Origin of the sequence: Agromyces sp. G08B096, from assembly GCF_040267705.1 — a bacterium.
GTDB lineage: Bacteria > Actinomycetota > Actinomycetes > Actinomycetales > Microbacteriaceae > Agromyces.
The window spans coordinates 1,959,611-1,973,705 of the sequence record NZ_CP158374.1; the positions used below are offsets into that span (position 1 = coordinate 1,959,611).

Genomic DNA, 14,095 nt, shown 5'->3' on the forward strand with positions numbered 1-14,095 from the left:
CAGCGGCGCCGGCTCAGCGCGCGGCGAGCTCCTCGGCCACGAGGAACGCGAGCTCGAGCGACTGCATGTGGTTCAGTCGCGGGTCGCAGAGCGACTCGTACCGGGTCGCGAGGGTGGCCTCGTCGATGTGCTCCGAGCCGCCGAGGCACTCGGTGACGTCGTCGCCCGTGAGCTCCACGTGGATGCCGCCCGGGTGCGTGCCCGCCGCCCGATGCGCCTCGAAGAAGCCCTTCACCTCGTCGACCACGTCATCGAAGCGGCGGGTCTTGTAGCCGGTCGGCGTCGTGATGCCGTTGCCGTGCATCGGGTCGGTGACCCACAGCGGGTTCGCGTCGCTCGCCTTGATCGCCTCGAGCAGCGGCGGCAGGGCGTCGCGGATCTTGCCAGCGCCCATCCGCGTGATGAAGGTGAGGCGGCCCGGCTCGCGGTTGGGGTCGAGCTTCTCGACGAGCTCGAGCATCACCTCGGGCGTCGTCGTCGGGCCGAGCTTCACGCCGATCGGGTTGCGGACCCGCGACAGGAAGTCGACGTGGGCGCCGTCGAGCTCGCGCGTGCGCTCCCCGATCCAGAGGAAGTGGGCCGACGTGTTGTACGGCGTGCCCGTCCGGGAGTCGATGCGCGTCATCGGCCGCTCGTAGTCCATGAGCAGGCCCTCGTGGCCCGTGTAGAACTCGGTGCGCTTCAGTTCATCGAAGTCGGCGCCGCATGCGTCCATGAACTTCACGGCGCGGTCGATCTCGCGCGCCAGCTTCTCGTACCGCTGGTTCGCGGGGTTGGCGGCGAAGCCCTGGTTCCACTGGTGCACCTGGCGCAGGTCGGCGAACCCGCCCTGCGTGAACGCGCGGATGAGGTTCAACGTGGACGCCGCCGTGTGGTAGCCCTGCACGAGGCGCCGCGGGTCGGCTGTGCGCGACTCGAGCGTGAAGTCGTAGCCGTTCACCACATCGCCGCGGTAGGCGGGCAGCGTCACATCGCCTCGGGTCTCGGTGTCGCTCGAGCGGGGCTTGGCGAACTGCCCCGCCATCCGCCCCATCTTCACCACCGGCATGGACGCGCCGTAGGTCAGCACGACCGCCATCTGCAGCACCGTCTTCACCCGGTTGCGGATCTGATCGGCGGTGGCGCCCGCGAACGTCTCGGCGCAGTCGCCGCCCTGGAGCAGGAACGCCTCGCCGCGGGAGGCGGCCGCGAGCCGGTCGCGCAGCATGTCGACCTCGCCGGCGAAGACCAGCGGAGGCAGGGTGGCGAGCTCGGCGGATGCCGCGTGCGCGGCCTCGGGGTCGGGCCAGGCCGGTTGCTGCTTGATCGGCAGCGTGCGCCAATAGTCGAGGCCCGCGATCACGGAAGGATCTGCGTTCACGATGGGCTCGACGAGCTGGGTCACTGGAATCGTCCTGGGGTTCGGGCGCTGACGCGCGGTGATGGCGAAAATGCGGCGCCGCACACTGCGGACGCCGCGTCTTCGAGCCTACCCCGCCTGCGAGGCCCGCTGCTCCTTCACGGAGCTGGCGTACACGTCGACGTACTGCTGGTCGCTCAGCCGCAGGAGGTCGTGCACGAGCTCGTCCGTCACACTGCGCAACACGAAGCGGTCGCCCTCGAGCCCCTCGAACCGGCTGAAGTCGAGCGGCTCCCCGATGATGATGCCGATGCGCCGGACCTTCGGCAGGCGCGTGCCGATCGGCATGACGTGCTCGGTGCCGATCATCGCGACCGGGACCACCGGGGCACCGGACTCCAGCACCATGCGCGCGACGCCGGTGCGGCCGCGGTAGAGCCTGCCGTCGGGGCTGCGCGTCCCCTCGGGGTAGATGCCGAGGATGCTGCCTTCGGCCAGCACCCGGAGCCCGGTGTTGAGCGACGCCTCCGAGGCCTTGCCGCCGGAGCGGTCGATGGGCAGCTGCCCGGCGGCCTGGAAGAACATCCGCGTGGCCCAGCCCTTGAGTCCCTTGCCGGTAAAGTACTCGCTCTTCGCGAGGAACACCACTGGCCGGTCGACGACGAGCGGCAGGAAGATCGAGTCGATGAACGACAGGTGGTTCGATGCCAGGATGACGGGGCCGTCTTTGGGGATGTGCTGGAGGCCGACGACCCAGGGACGGAAGATCGCGAGCAGGATCGGGCCGACGACGATGTGCTTCATCACCCAGTAGAACACCCGGCCTCCTTCCCGCTGGACCGCCCCAGCCTACTCCCGGGCGGGAGGCTCAGGCGTGCTCGGCGACCCAGACGCGGGCGAGATCTGCGGCACCGACGACGCCGGCGTCGTTCACGAGCTCGGCGATGACGAAGTCGGGCTCGGGGTGGTACCCGCGGGCCGGCAGGTGCTCGGCGTACGCCTCGCGGATCGGCTCGAGCAGGAGCTCGCCCGCGACCGAGACGCCGCCGCCGAAGACGAAGCGCTGCGGGTCGAGCACGGCCGAAAGGCTCGCGGATGCCTCGCCCAGCCAGCGCCCGAGCTGCCGGAGCGCGGCGACGGCACCCGGGTCCTGCTGCTCGATGAGCGCACCGACGAGCGCGCCGTCGAGCGCCCCATGCTCGGCCCGGACCCGCGCGAGGTGCTGGCCGATCCCGCCGGCGTCGGCGATCTCGTTCGCCATGCGCAGCAGCGCACGACCGGAGCCGTACTGCTCGAGGCATCCGTACTGGCCGCAGCCGCACGCGTGCCCGCCCGGGACGAGCCGCAGGTGGCCGAGCTCGGCGCCCGCGCCGAATCCGCCGCGGAAGAGCCGGTCGCCGGCGACGATCGCGCCGCCCACGCCCGTGCCGATCGTGAGCATGACCATGTCGCTGACCATCCGCCCGGCGCCGAAGCGGAACTCCGCCCAGCCGGCCGCGTTCGCGTCGTTGTCGACGACGACGGTGCCGCCCGTCCGGGCCTCGAGTTTCGCGCGGAAGGGCTCGTTGCGCCAGTCGATGTTGGGTGCGTAGTAGACGGTCGACTGGGCGGCGTCGATGAAGCCCGCGGCCGCGACCCCGACCGCCGAGATCTCTTCGCCCTCGGCCTCCCGGAGCGCGTCGATCATCGTGACGACCGCGTCTTCGAGGGCCGACGTGTCGGCCGGCGTCGGGACCCGCTCCTGGCGGACGATGCGTCCGAGGTCGTCGACCACGGCGCCCGCGATCTTCGTGCCGCCGATGTCGATGCCGATCGCGTGCGCCACGAGTGCCGCCTTCCGAGGATACCGGGATGGGTGAGGGGTGATCGAACCGATACGGTCGCGCCGCGAGGTCGCGAAGAGCACCGACTAGAGTGTAGTCAACCCCATGCCGAGGTCTGCACGGGCCCGAACCCCGCCAGTCCTCCCCGGTGCCGAAGGAGCTACCGTGATCGAATTCGAAACCCCGCCGGTCGTCGCGGCCGACCCTGACGCCAACACGACCGATCTGCTCGTCGAGCGGCTGAAGGCGACGCCCGACTCCGTGCTGTTCTCGCTGCCCACCGCCGACGGCGGCTGGTCGCCTGTGACCACCCGCGAGTTCCACGCCCAGGTCATCGCCCTCGCGAAGGGTCTCGTCGCGGCCGGCATCCAGCCCGGCGACAAGATCGGCCTCATGTGCAAGACCCGCTACGAGTGGACGCTGATCGACTTCGCGACCTGGTTCGCGGGCGCGGTCCTCGTGCCCGTGTACGAGACGAGCTCCCCCGCGCAGGTGCGGTGGAACTTGAGCGACTCCGGTGCCATCGCCGTCATCGTCGAGACGCCCGACCACTTCGCCCGGTTCGACGAGGTCCACCCCGAGCTGCCCGCGATCCGCAACGTCTGGCAGATCGACCTCGGCGACCTCGACAAGCTCGCCGCGTCGGGCACCGAGATCGCCGACGAGGAGATCGAGCGTCGGCGCAACCTCGCCGTCGGCTCCGACATCGCGACGCTCATCTACACGTCGGGTTCGACCGGCAAGCCGAAGGGCTGCGTGCTCACCCACTCCAACTTCGTCGAGCTCTCCCGCAATGCCGCGGTCGCCCTCGAGGAGGTCGTGCTCGACAAGAACGGTGCTTCGACGGTGCTGTTCATCACGCTCGCCCACGTGTTCGCCCGCTTCATCGCGGTGCTGTGCGTGCACGCCGGCGTCCGCGTCGGACACCAGCCCGACACGAAGCAGCTGCTGCCGGCCCTCGGCAGCTTCAAGCCGACGTTCCTGCTCGCGGTGCCGCGCGTCTTCGAGAAGGTCTACAACGTCTCGGAGCAGAAGGCCGAGGCCGGCGGCAAGGGGAAGATCTTCCACAAGGCCGCGCACACGGCGGTCGAGTACTCCAAGGCCCTCGAGTCCGGCTCGGTCCCCCTCGGGCTGAAGCTGCGCTTCAAGCTGTTCGACGCCCTCGTGTTCTCCAAGCTGCGCGCGGCGATGGGCGGCAACGTCCGCTACGCGGTGTCGGGCTCGGCGCCCCTCGGGCCGCGTCTCGGGCACTTCTACCACGCGCTCGGCATCACGATCCTCGAGGGCTACGGCCTCACCGAGACCACGGCGCCGGCCACGGTGAACCTGGCCACGAAGTCGAAGATCGGCACCGTCGGTCCGGCACTGCCCGGTGTGGGCGTGCGCGTCGCCGACGACGGCGAGATCCAGGTCAAGGGCATCAACGTGTTCAAGGAGTACTGGAAGAACCCCGAGGCCACGGCCGACGCGTTCGACGGCGAGTGGTTCAAGACCGGCGACCTCGGCGCCTTCGACGCCGACGGATTCCTCACGATCACCGGGCGCAAGAAGGAGATCATCGTCACGGCCGGTGGCAAGAACGTCGCCCCCGCCGCGCTCGAAGACCCGATCCGCGCCAACCCGGTGGTGGGCCAGGTCGTCGTCGTCGGCGACCAGAAGCCGTTCATCGCGGCCCTCGTGACGCTCGACCCCGAGATGCTCCCCGTGTGGCTCAACAACGCCGGCGAGGACGCCGGCATGAGCCTCGAGGATGCCGCGAAGCACCCGGCGGTGCTCGCCGAGGTGCAACGCGCCATCGACGCCGCGAACGAGACGGTGTCGCGTGCGGAGTCGATCCGCAAGTTCACGATCCTTCCGCTGGAGTGGACCGAGGCGAGCGGGCACCTCACGCCGAAGCTCAGCATCAAGCGCAACGTCATCCTCGAGGACTTCGCCGTCACGGTCGAGGAGATGTACTCCGGCGCCCCGGCGACCGAGGGTCACTCGATCGTGCACTGAGCGCCCAACGAACCGACGAGGCCCCGCGGGATTCCCGCGGGGCCTCGCTCGTTCGAAGGCGGTTCGCCGGGCACCGCCGGGCACGTCGCGCAGCGAAGGCCCGGCCGCTCGCTCAGAACCAGTCGGACTCCCGGATCCGGCGCATCGCGACGCGCCGCTCGTCCTTCTCCAACCGGTCGAGATAGAGCTTGCCGTCGAGGTGGTCGACCTCGTGCTGCAGCGCCTGAGCCAGCACGCCGGTGCCCGACACCTCGATCTCGTTCCCGTCGAGGTCGATGCCGCGCACGCGCGCGAACGGGTAGCGCGGTGTCTTCGCCCACATGTCGGGCACCGAGAGGCATCCCTCGTCGATCTTCGCGACCTCGCCCGAGAGCTCGACGATCTCAGGGTTGATGACGTAGCCGACCTCGCCGTCGACGTTGTAGCTGAACACCCGGAGGTTCACGCCGATCTGCGCCGCCGCGACGCCGGCACGGCCGGGCAGGCGGACGCTGTCGAGCAGATCGGCGACGAGCGAACGAACGCCCTCGTCGATCTGGCCGACGGGGGCGGACACGGTCTTCAAGACTGGGTCTCCGAAGATGCGGATGGGGCGTTCCGGCACGAGTGCTCCGATCAGTGCCCGCGCTCGACGGGCAGGCCTTCCACCACGAGGGCGGCGAGTTCGCGGGCGGCGTCGCGGGTCACCTGGCGCAGGGCCTTCCAGTGCACCACGGAGCCCGCCGCCAGCTGGGGGTCGTAGGGGATGCGGACGATTTCGCGCACCCGCGAGGCGAAGTGCGCCTCGATCTCGTCGACCTTGACGAGATGGGTGCCCTGCGTCGCGAGGTTGATCGCGACGACGGCGTTGCGGACGAGCTCTCCGTACCCGTTGGCCTCGAGCCAGGTGAGCGTCTCGGAGGCGAGCCGGGCCTCGTCGACGCTGCCGCCCGAGACGATCACGATCGAGTCGGCCCGCTGCAGCGTGGCGCGCATGACCGAGTGCACGATGCCCGTGCCGCAGTCGGTGAGCACGAGCGAGTAGTACCGGGCCGCGAGCCCCGCGACGACGTTGTAGTCGTTGTCGTCGAACGCCTCGGAGAGCGTCGGGTCGGTGTCGGACGCCAGGATGTCGAGGCGCGTCTCGTCGCGCGAGACGAAGCTCGAGAAGTCGGTGTACCCGCCGATGGATGAGGCCTTCGCCACGACGTCGCGCACGGTCTCGCGAGTCTGCCGGTCGACGCGCTCGGCGAGGGTGCCCCGGTCGGGATTGGCGTCGATGGCGATGACCCGGTCGTCGCGGGCGTCTGCCAGGGCCATGCCGAGCAAGGTCGTGACGGTCGTCTTGCCGACGCCGCCCTTGCGGGTGAGCACCGGCACGAAGCGTGCGCCGCCCTCGAACCGCTTGCCGATGCGCTCGTTCATCGCCTTGTGCGCACGGACCTTCGCCGAGTCGCCGAGGTTGACGAGGTGGAACGAGGCCTCGTAGAGCAACCGGTTGAAGGTGCCCTGCGGAGCGGGCCGGGTCGTACGGTTGACGTCGATGAGCCGGTCTGCGGTGAGCGATTCGCTCGGCTCCGGCAGCTCGGCCGGGACGTCGTCGGCGGCGGATGCCTCGGCCACGGCGACCGCCGAGACGGGCACGCTCGTGGTGGCGCGCTCGCGCCGCTGCGCGCGGTCCTGCGCGAGCAGGGCGCTGTACGGGGAGGCATCGCGCCGGGCGCCGGCACCGCGGTAGGCGCCGCCGCTCGCGAGTACGTCGATCGACCGCGTCGTCGCCGCGCCGGCGACGGGGGCGCCCGGGTCGACGGAGACGTCGTCGAGCGCGACCGCGGCCTCCTCGGCGGGCGTCTCGCGTCGCGGTGCGGGCGGCAGGTCGACCCGGATGTTCAGGCTGTCGGGCAGGCTCGCCGCGGCGTGCGCCCCGCCGGTCTCGGGCAGGTCTCCGCGATCGACCGATGCGCCGCGCCGCGCGGCGCCGGGTCGATCACCGAATCCGTCGTCTCCGTGCTTGTCAACCACCGACACCCCTCCGATCAGTGTGCAACGCAGGCTCCACCCTATCGCGGGCGGACGACGACCAGCAGGTCGCCGGCCTCGACCTGCTGCGTCTTCGGGATCGCGACGCGCTCGACGACGCCGGCGACGGGCGAGGTGATCGCCGCCTCCATCTTCATCGCCTCGATCGAGGCGACCGACTGGCCGGCCTCGATCTCGGCGCCCGGCTCGACCTGCAGCGTCACCACGCCGGAGAAGGGCGCGGCGACGTGACCGGGCTGCGAGGCATCCGCCTTCTCGGCCGCGCGCGTCTCGACGGTGATCGAGCGGTCGCGGACGAAGACCGGCCGCAGCTGGCCGTTGAGGATCGTCATGACCGTGCGCATGCCCTTGTCGTCGGCCTCGCCGATCGCCTCGAGGCCCGCGTAGAGCCGGACGCCGCGGTCGATCTCGACGACGTGCTCGGCGCCCTGGCGGAGCCCGTAGAGGTAGTCGGCGGTGTCGACGACCGAGAGGTCGCCGAAGAGCTCGCGGATCTGCTCGAACTGACGGGTCGGCGCCGGGAAGAGCAGGGTGTTCAGCGTCGCACGTCGAGTGGCGCTGTCGGCCTCGAGGGCGTCGCGCTGCTCGGGCGTGAGCTCGGTCACGCCGACGCGGACGTCCTTGCCGGCGAGCACCTTCGTGCGGAACGGCTCGGGCCAGCCGCCCGGCAGGTCGCCGAGCTCGCCCGCCATGAAGCCGATGACCGAGTCGGGCACGTCGTACTTCTCTGGGTGCTCGGCGAAGTCCGCCGGGTCGGCCTTCACGGCCGCCAGGTGGAGCGCGAGGTCGCCGACGACCTTCGACGACGGGGTGACTTTCGGCACCCGGCCGAGGATCTCGTTCGCCGCGGCGTACATGTCCTCGATGAGCTCGAAGTCGTCGGCGAGGCCGAGTGCGATGGCCTGCTGGCGGAGGTTGGAGAGCTGTCCGCCGGGGATCTCGTGGTGGTACACGCGCCCCGTGGGACCGGGCAGGCCCGACTCGAACGGCTTGTAGAGCCGGCGCACGGCCTCCCAGTAGGGCTCGAGGTCGGAGACGGCCTGCAGCGAGAGTCCGGTGTCGCGCTCGGTGTGCGCGAGGGCCGCCACGAGCGCCGACGCCGAGGGCTGGCTCGTGGTGCCCGACATCGGCGCGGCCGCGACGTCGACGGCGTCGACACCGGCCCGGCTCGCAGCGAGGAGCGTCGCGAGCTGGCCGCCCGCGGTGTCGTGGGTGTGCAGGTGCACCGGCAGCTCGAAGCGGTCGCGGAGCGCGGTGACGAGCTTCTCGGCCGCAGCCGGTCGGAGCAGGCCCGCCATGTCCTTGATCGCGATGATGTGCGCCCCGGCGTCGACGATCTGCTCGGCGAGGCCGAGGTAGTAGTCGAGCGTGTAGAGGTCTTCGGCCGGGTCGAGCAGGTCGCCGGTGTAGCAGAGGGCGACCTCGGCCACGGCATGCCCCGTGCCGAGCACGGCGTCGATCGCCGGACGCATCTGCGACACGTCGTTCAGTGCGTCGAAGATGCGGAAGATGTCGACGCCCGTGGCCGCGGCCTCCCGGACGAAGGCGTCGGTGACCTCGGTGGGGTACGGCGTATAGCCCACCGTGTTGCGGCCGCGCAGCAGCATCTGGATCGTCACGTTCGGCAGCGCCTCGCGGAGCTTCGCGAGCCGCTCCCAGGGGTCCTCGCCGAGGAACCGGAGCGCGACGTCGTACGTCGCGCCGCCCCAGGCCTCGACCGAGAGCAGCTCGGGCGTGAGGCGCGCGACGTACGGCGCGACGGCGACGAGGTCCTTCGTGCGGACCCGCGTGGCGAGCAGCGACTGGTGCGCGTCGCGGAAGGTCGTCTCGGTGACCGCGAGCGGCGTCTGCGCGCGGAGTGCCGCCGCGAACCCGGCCGGCCCGAGCTCGAGCAGCCGCTGCCGGGAGCCGGCCGGAGCCGGCTGCGTGAGGTCGATCGCCGGCAGCTTGTCGGCGGGGCGGACGCCGATCGGCGCCGGCCCGTTGGGCTGGTTCACCGTGACGTCGGCGAGCCAGTTCAGGATCTTCGTGCCGCGGTCCTTCGACACCCGGCCGCGCATGAGCTGCGGGCGCTCGTCGATGAAGGAGGTGCTGAGGTCGCCGGCGATGAACGCCGGGTCGTCGAGCACGGCCTGCAGGAACGGGATGTTCGTGGACACGCCGCGGATGCGGAACTCGGCGAGGGCGCGCTTCGCCCGCGTCACGGCCTGGGGATAGTCGCGGCCGCGGCAGATGAGCTTCGCGAGCATGGAGTCGAAGTGGGGGCTGATCTGCGCGCCCGGGTTCACCGTGCCGCCGTCGAGGCGGATGCCGGCGCCGCCCGGCGACCGGTAGGTCGTGATCTTCCCGGTGTCGGGCCGGAAGTTCGCGGTCGGGTCCTCGGTGGTGATGCGGCACTGCAGCGCGGCGCCCCGGAGCTGGATCTGGTCTTGGAGCAGGCCGAGCTCGGCGAGCGACTCCCCCGCGGCGATCCGCATCTGCGACACGACGAGGTCGACATCGGTGACCTCCTCGGTGACCGTGTGCTCGACCTGGATGCGCGGGTTCATCTCGATGAACACGTGCTGCCCCGCCCGATCGCCGGCGGTGTCGACGAGGAACTCCACCGTGCCGGCGTTGACGTAGCCGATCGACTTCGCGAACGCGATCGCGTCGCGGTGCAGCGCCTGGCGGATGTCCTCCGAGAGGTTCGGCGCCGGCGCGATCTCGACGACCTTCTGGTGGCGCCGCTGCACCGAGCAGTCGCGCTCGAAGAGGTGCACGGTCTCGCCCGTGGCATCCGCGAGCACCTGCACCTCGATGTGGCGGGGCCGCAGCACCGCCTGCTCGAGGAACATCGTCGGATCGCCGAAGGCGCTGTCGGCCTCGCGCATGGCCTCTTCGAGGGCGGGGCGCAGCTCCTCCTTCGTGGAGACCCGGCGCATGCCGCGGCCGCCGCCGCCGGCGACGGCCTTCGCGAAGATCGGGAAGCCGATCTCGTCGGCCTGTGCGAGCAGCGCCTCGATGTCGAGCGACGGCTCCGTCGACTTCAGCACCGGCACGCCCGCGGCGATGGCCTGCTGCTTGGCCGTGACCTTGTTGCCGGCCATCTCGAGCACGCGAGTGGGCGGCCCGATGAAGGCGATGCCGGCGTCGGCAGCCGCCTGGGCGAGCTCGGGGTTCTCGGAGAGGAAGCCGTAGCCCGGGTAGATCGCGTCGGCGCCCGACTCGTTGGCGACCCGGATGATCTCCGAGACGTCGAGGTAGGCACGGACGGGATGACCCGGCTCGCCGATCTGGTAGGCCTCGTCCGCCTTCAGGCGGTGCAGCGAATTGCGGTCCTCGTAGGGGTAGACCGCGACGGTCTTGGCCCCCAGTTCGACGGCTGCGCGGAACGCTCGGATGGCGATCTCGCCGCGGTTGGCAACCAGGATCTTCGTGAACATGCAGGCCTTTCCGACACGGGTTTCCGCACAGCGAACGTTTAGGTTTCGCCCGAGGACTAAAGGTAACGTATCTGTTCGTGCACGTTCTCTCCGTCAGCTCCCTGAAGGGCGGCGTCGGCAAGACCACCGTGACCCTCGGTCTGGCGTCGGCGGCCTTCGCCCGCGGCGTCCGCACCCTCGTCGTCGACCTCGACCCGCAGTCCGACGTGTCGACGGGCATGGACATCCAGGTCTCGGGCCACCTCAACGTGGCCGACGTGCTCGCCTCCCCCAAGGAGAAGATCGTGCGCTCGGCGATCGCGCCGAGCGGCTGGGCGAGGCAGAACCCGCAGGCGACCATCGACGTCATGATCGGCAGCCCGGCGGCCATCAACTTCGACGGGCCGCACCCGTCGATCCGCGACATCTGGAAGCTCGAAGAGGCGCTCGCCAACGTCGAGGCCGACTACGAGCTCGTGCTCATCGACTGCGCCCCGTCGCTGAACGCCCTCACGCGCACCGCGTGGGCGGCGAGCGACCGCGTCGCCGTCGTCACCGAGCCGGGGCTGTTCTCGGTCGCCGCCGCCGACCGAGCGCTCCGCGCGATCGAGGAGATCCGTCGCGGCCTCTCCCCCCGCCTGCAGCCCCTCGGCATCATCGTCAACCGGGCCCGCGTGCAGTCGCTCGAGCACCAGTTCCGCATCAAGGAGCTGCGCGACATGTTCGGCCCGCTCGTGCTCTCCCCGCAGCTTCCCGAACGGACGTCGCTGCAGCAGGCGCAGGGCGCGGCGAAGCCGCTGCACATGTGGCCGGGCGAGAGCGCGGAGGAGATGTCGGGCCACTTCGATCAGCTGCTCGACCGGATCCTGCGCACCGCGCGGATCGGCGAGTACGCCACGGGGCCGATCCCCCAGCAGGCGTACGAGATCGAGTCGCGCGCGGTCTGACCGGCTGACCGCGGTACCGATCGCTGCGGATGCCGCATTCGATGCCGTCCCCCGGGGACGGTGGTGGCCCGCGCGCTAGGAGATGCGGCGCGCGCGAGCGCCGCGCCTGGCGGCGAGCTCGTCGATCGGGTCGGCGGGCTGAGTGTCGAGCTCGACCAGGGTCGACTCCACTTCGCGGAGGACCTTGCCCACGGCGATGCCGAACACGCCCTGACCGCGATTGACGAGGTCGATGACCTCATCGTCGGAGGTGCAGAGATAGACGCTCGCCCCATCGCTCATGAGCGTCGTCTGAGCCAGGTCTTGCACGCCCGACTGGCGGAGCTGCGTGACCGCGGTGCGGATCTGCTGCAGCGAGATCCCGGTGTCGAGCAAACGCTTGACGAGCTTCAGCACGAGGATGTCGCGGAACCCGTACAGCCGCTGCGAACCGGAGCCGGCCGCGCCGCGGACCGTCGGCTCGACGAGTTCGGTGCGAGCCCAGTAGTCGAGCTGGCGGTAGCTGATGCCGGCTGCTCGGGCGGCAACCGCACCGCGGTAGCCGGTGCCCTCGTCGTGCTCGGGGAGCCCGTCGGTGAAGAGCAGGCCGAGGTCGTAGCGCGCCTGTTCGCTCCGCTCGAACTCAGTCATCGATTCGCCCCTCGTCTCCGCACCGGCACCCCAGCGGCGCGAGTCCCACGCTACCGAGCCGGGGACCCGCGGCCAAACACATCCGGCCGATCGTCACGGCGTGTCGCGTCACCGGCCGAGCTTCGCCAGCGACTGCCGGACGACGCTGGCGTGGACGGTCTCGAGGTGACGGCCGAGTTCGAGAGCGCGCTCGAGCGTGCGGGCCTTGTCAGCCGGGTCGGCACGCCGCGACGGTGCGATGGCTCGTTCGACGAGCGAGGCCTCCCGTTCGGCCGCCACGCGGACGCTGCGGAGATGCCTCGGCTCGATGCCGACGGCGCGCAGCGCGGCCAGCGACCGCAGCACCACGAGCGCCTCCTCGCCGTACTGCTCGGCGGCGGGCAGGAGCGACGCCGACACGGCCTCGTCGACGAGCGACGGCGGGGCACCGGCCTCGCCCGCCAGCTCGTCGCGCCGGTACCGGCGCACCCGTGACGCCCCCGGCGCCGTGGTGGCTCCGGGAAGGGCCGGCGTCTCGCCGGCGTCGATCGCCTCGAGGTGCGCGCGGATGACCTTGAGCGGCAGGTAGTGGTCGCGCTGCATGGACAGCACGAACGCGATCCGCTCCACGTCGACCGGAGCGAACTTGCGGTAGCCGGCGGGGGTGCGCGCGGGCGAGACGAGGCCCTGCTCTTCGAGGAATCGCAGTTTGGAGGGCGTGAGCTCTGGGAACTGCGGCTGCAGTCGTGCCAGCACCTGCCCGATGCCGAGCAGCGGCGTCGAGCCGCTCGCGGCCCGGGAGGCAGCCGAACGGGCCACTAGCCGCCCGCCACCGGCGCGAGGTCGCGGCGCGAGGCGTAGAACGTGAGCCGGTACTTGCCGATCTGCACCTCGGCGCCGTCGGACAGCAGGGCGGTCTCGATGCGCACCCCGTCGAAGTACGTGCCGTTCAGCGAGCTGAGGTCTTTCACCTCGAACGCGGTGCGGTGCCGGAGGAATTCGGCATGCTTGCGCGAGACGGTGACGTCGTCGAGGAAGATGTCGGCGTCGGGGTGACGCCCGACCGTCGTGACATCCTGATCGAGGAGGAACCGGGCACCGCTGTTCGGGCCCCGTCGAACGATCAGCAGCGCCGACCCGCTGGGCAGGGCGGCGATCGCCTCCTGCTCCTCGGCGGAGACGTCGGCGTCGAGCGCCGCGAGCTGCGCGGCCGCCTCCCGACTGAACCCGATCGTCGTGTCATCGGCACGCCCCGTCCCGCGCGACGAGCCGAACTCAGTGTTCGACCCCTGCATGTCGCCGGCCTGGGTGCTGTCGTCATCCGCCACGGCTAACCTCCCGATCCCAGCGTATCCGATCGGGAGTCGCTCGCCACCCGCGGCATGCGGATGACACGCCCGGTCTCGATCGCATAGATGACGCCCGCCCACCAGTAGAGGAACGCGCCCCACAGGGTGATCGCCCAGCCGATGGGTTCGCTCACCGGTTCGACCGCAGGAAACGCCGGCCCGAGCATGATCACGGGGAGCCCGGTGAAGAGGGCGAAGGTCGCCACCTTGCCGAGCTGGTGGACGGGCAGGGGTCCGAATCCGTGGTTGGCGAGGACGACCCCGAGTACGAGCAGGAAGACGTCGCGCGCCACGATGATCGCGACGATCCACCAGGGCACGAGGTCGCGTGCGGCGAGGCCGACGAGCGCGGCGAAGATGTAGAGCCGGTCGGCGGCCGGGTCGAGCAGCTGCCCGAGTTTCGTGATCTGGTGCAGTCGCCGCGCGAGGTAGCCGTCGAGCAGGTCGGTGAGGCTCGCGATCACGAGCACGATGAGGGCGGCGACGTACTCCCCCGTGATGATGAGCACGAGGAAGACGGGCACGAGCACGAGCCGCAGCATGCTGAGGAGGTTCGGGATCGTCCAGATCCGTCCGCTGACGGTCGTCTCCCGTTCCCCACCCACGG

General features: G+C 70.8%; 12 protein-coding genes. 2 read left to right on the top strand and 10 right to left on the bottom strand.

Annotated elements, in window-relative coordinates; genetic code table 11:
• Window positions 1-13: 13 nt before the first annotated feature.
• From ABIQ69_RS09460 to ABIQ69_RS09470, 3 genes are all read right to left on the bottom strand, one after another.
• Window positions 14-1,342, bottom strand: a complete 1,329-nt coding sequence (locus tag ABIQ69_RS09460) for a class II 3-deoxy-7-phosphoheptulonate synthase (protein ID WP_350349997.1) — start codon at window positions 1,340-1,342, stop codon at window positions 14-16.
• Between the two features lie 126 nt (window positions 1,343-1,468).
• Window positions 1,469-2,158, bottom strand: a complete 690-nt coding sequence (locus ABIQ69_RS09465) for a lysophospholipid acyltransferase family protein (RefSeq protein ID WP_350346875.1) — start codon at window positions 2,156-2,158, stop codon at window positions 1,469-1,471.
• Between the two features lie 49 nt (window positions 2,159-2,207).
• Entirely contained in the window at window positions 2,208-3,164 is a 957-nt protein-coding gene (locus tag ABIQ69_RS09470) for an ROK family glucokinase (protein ID WP_350346876.1), read from the bottom strand.
• 163 nt (window positions 3,165-3,327) lie between these two features.
• Between ABIQ69_RS09470 and ABIQ69_RS09475 the strand changes: the two genes are divergently transcribed.
• Window positions 3,328-5,160 (top strand): AMP-dependent synthetase/ligase, encoded by a 1,833-nt coding sequence (locus ABIQ69_RS09475; protein ID WP_350346877.1) that lies wholly within the window; start codon window positions 3,328-3,330, stop codon window positions 5,158-5,160.
• A 112-nt stretch (window positions 5,161-5,272) separates the two neighbouring features.
• Here the strand turns inward: ABIQ69_RS09475 and def are convergent, their stop codons facing one another.
• From def to ABIQ69_RS09490, 3 genes are read right to left on the bottom strand one after another with little or no spacing between them, the layout of a single operon-like run.
• A complete protein-coding gene (gene def, locus ABIQ69_RS09480; protein WP_350346878.1) occupies window positions 5,273-5,764 on the bottom strand; it encodes a peptide deformylase in 492 nt (163 codons plus the stop codon).
• An 11-nt stretch (window positions 5,765-5,775) separates the two neighbouring features.
• Window positions 5,776-7,161 carry a MinD/ParA family protein gene (locus ABIQ69_RS09485; RefSeq protein WP_350346879.1) on the bottom strand — a complete coding sequence of 462 codons (1,386 nt, stop codon included), beginning with the start codon at window positions 7,159-7,161 and terminating at the stop codon, window positions 5,776-5,778.
• Window positions 7,162-7,199: 38 nt separating this feature from the next.
• Window positions 7,200-10,604, bottom strand: coding sequence for a pyruvate carboxylase (locus ABIQ69_RS09490; protein WP_350346880.1), 3,405 nt, complete (start codon window positions 10,602-10,604; stop codon window positions 7,200-7,202).
• 77 nt (window positions 10,605-10,681) lie between these two features.
• Here ABIQ69_RS09490 and ABIQ69_RS09495 point away from each other — a divergent pair, with 77 nt between their 5' ends.
• A complete protein-coding gene (locus ABIQ69_RS09495; RefSeq protein ID WP_350346881.1) occupies window positions 10,682-11,530 on the top strand; it encodes a ParA family protein in 849 nt (282 codons plus the stop codon).
• 75 nt (window positions 11,531-11,605) lie between these two features.
• On the opposite strand, the gene ABIQ69_RS09500 is transcribed toward ABIQ69_RS09495, so the two are convergent.
• The 4 genes from ABIQ69_RS09500 to ABIQ69_RS09515 form a co-directional block, all read right to left on the bottom strand.
• Window positions 11,606-12,160, bottom strand: coding sequence for a MerR family transcriptional regulator (locus tag ABIQ69_RS09500; protein ID WP_350346882.1), 555 nt, complete (start codon window positions 12,158-12,160; stop codon window positions 11,606-11,608).
• Between the two features lie 108 nt (window positions 12,161-12,268).
• Complete coding sequence (locus ABIQ69_RS09505) at window positions 12,269-12,958, bottom strand: MerR family transcriptional regulator (RefSeq protein WP_350346883.1); 690 nt, start codon at window positions 12,956-12,958, stop codon at window positions 12,269-12,271.
• The gene (locus ABIQ69_RS09510; RefSeq protein WP_350349998.1) at window positions 12,958-13,434 is read right to left on the bottom strand and encodes an FHA domain-containing protein; all 477 of its coding nucleotides are present in this window, start codon (window positions 13,432-13,434) and stop codon (window positions 12,958-12,960) included. The genes ABIQ69_RS09505 and ABIQ69_RS09510 overlap by 1 nt, the downstream gene beginning before the upstream one ends.
• A gap of 35 nt (window positions 13,435-13,469) precedes the next feature.
• Window positions 13,470-14,093: a CDP-alcohol phosphatidyltransferase family protein gene (locus tag ABIQ69_RS09515; protein ID WP_350346884.1), complete on the bottom strand. Its 624-nt coding sequence runs from the start codon at window positions 14,091-14,093 to the stop codon at window positions 13,470-13,472.
• Window positions 14,094-14,095 lie beyond the last annotated feature (2 nt).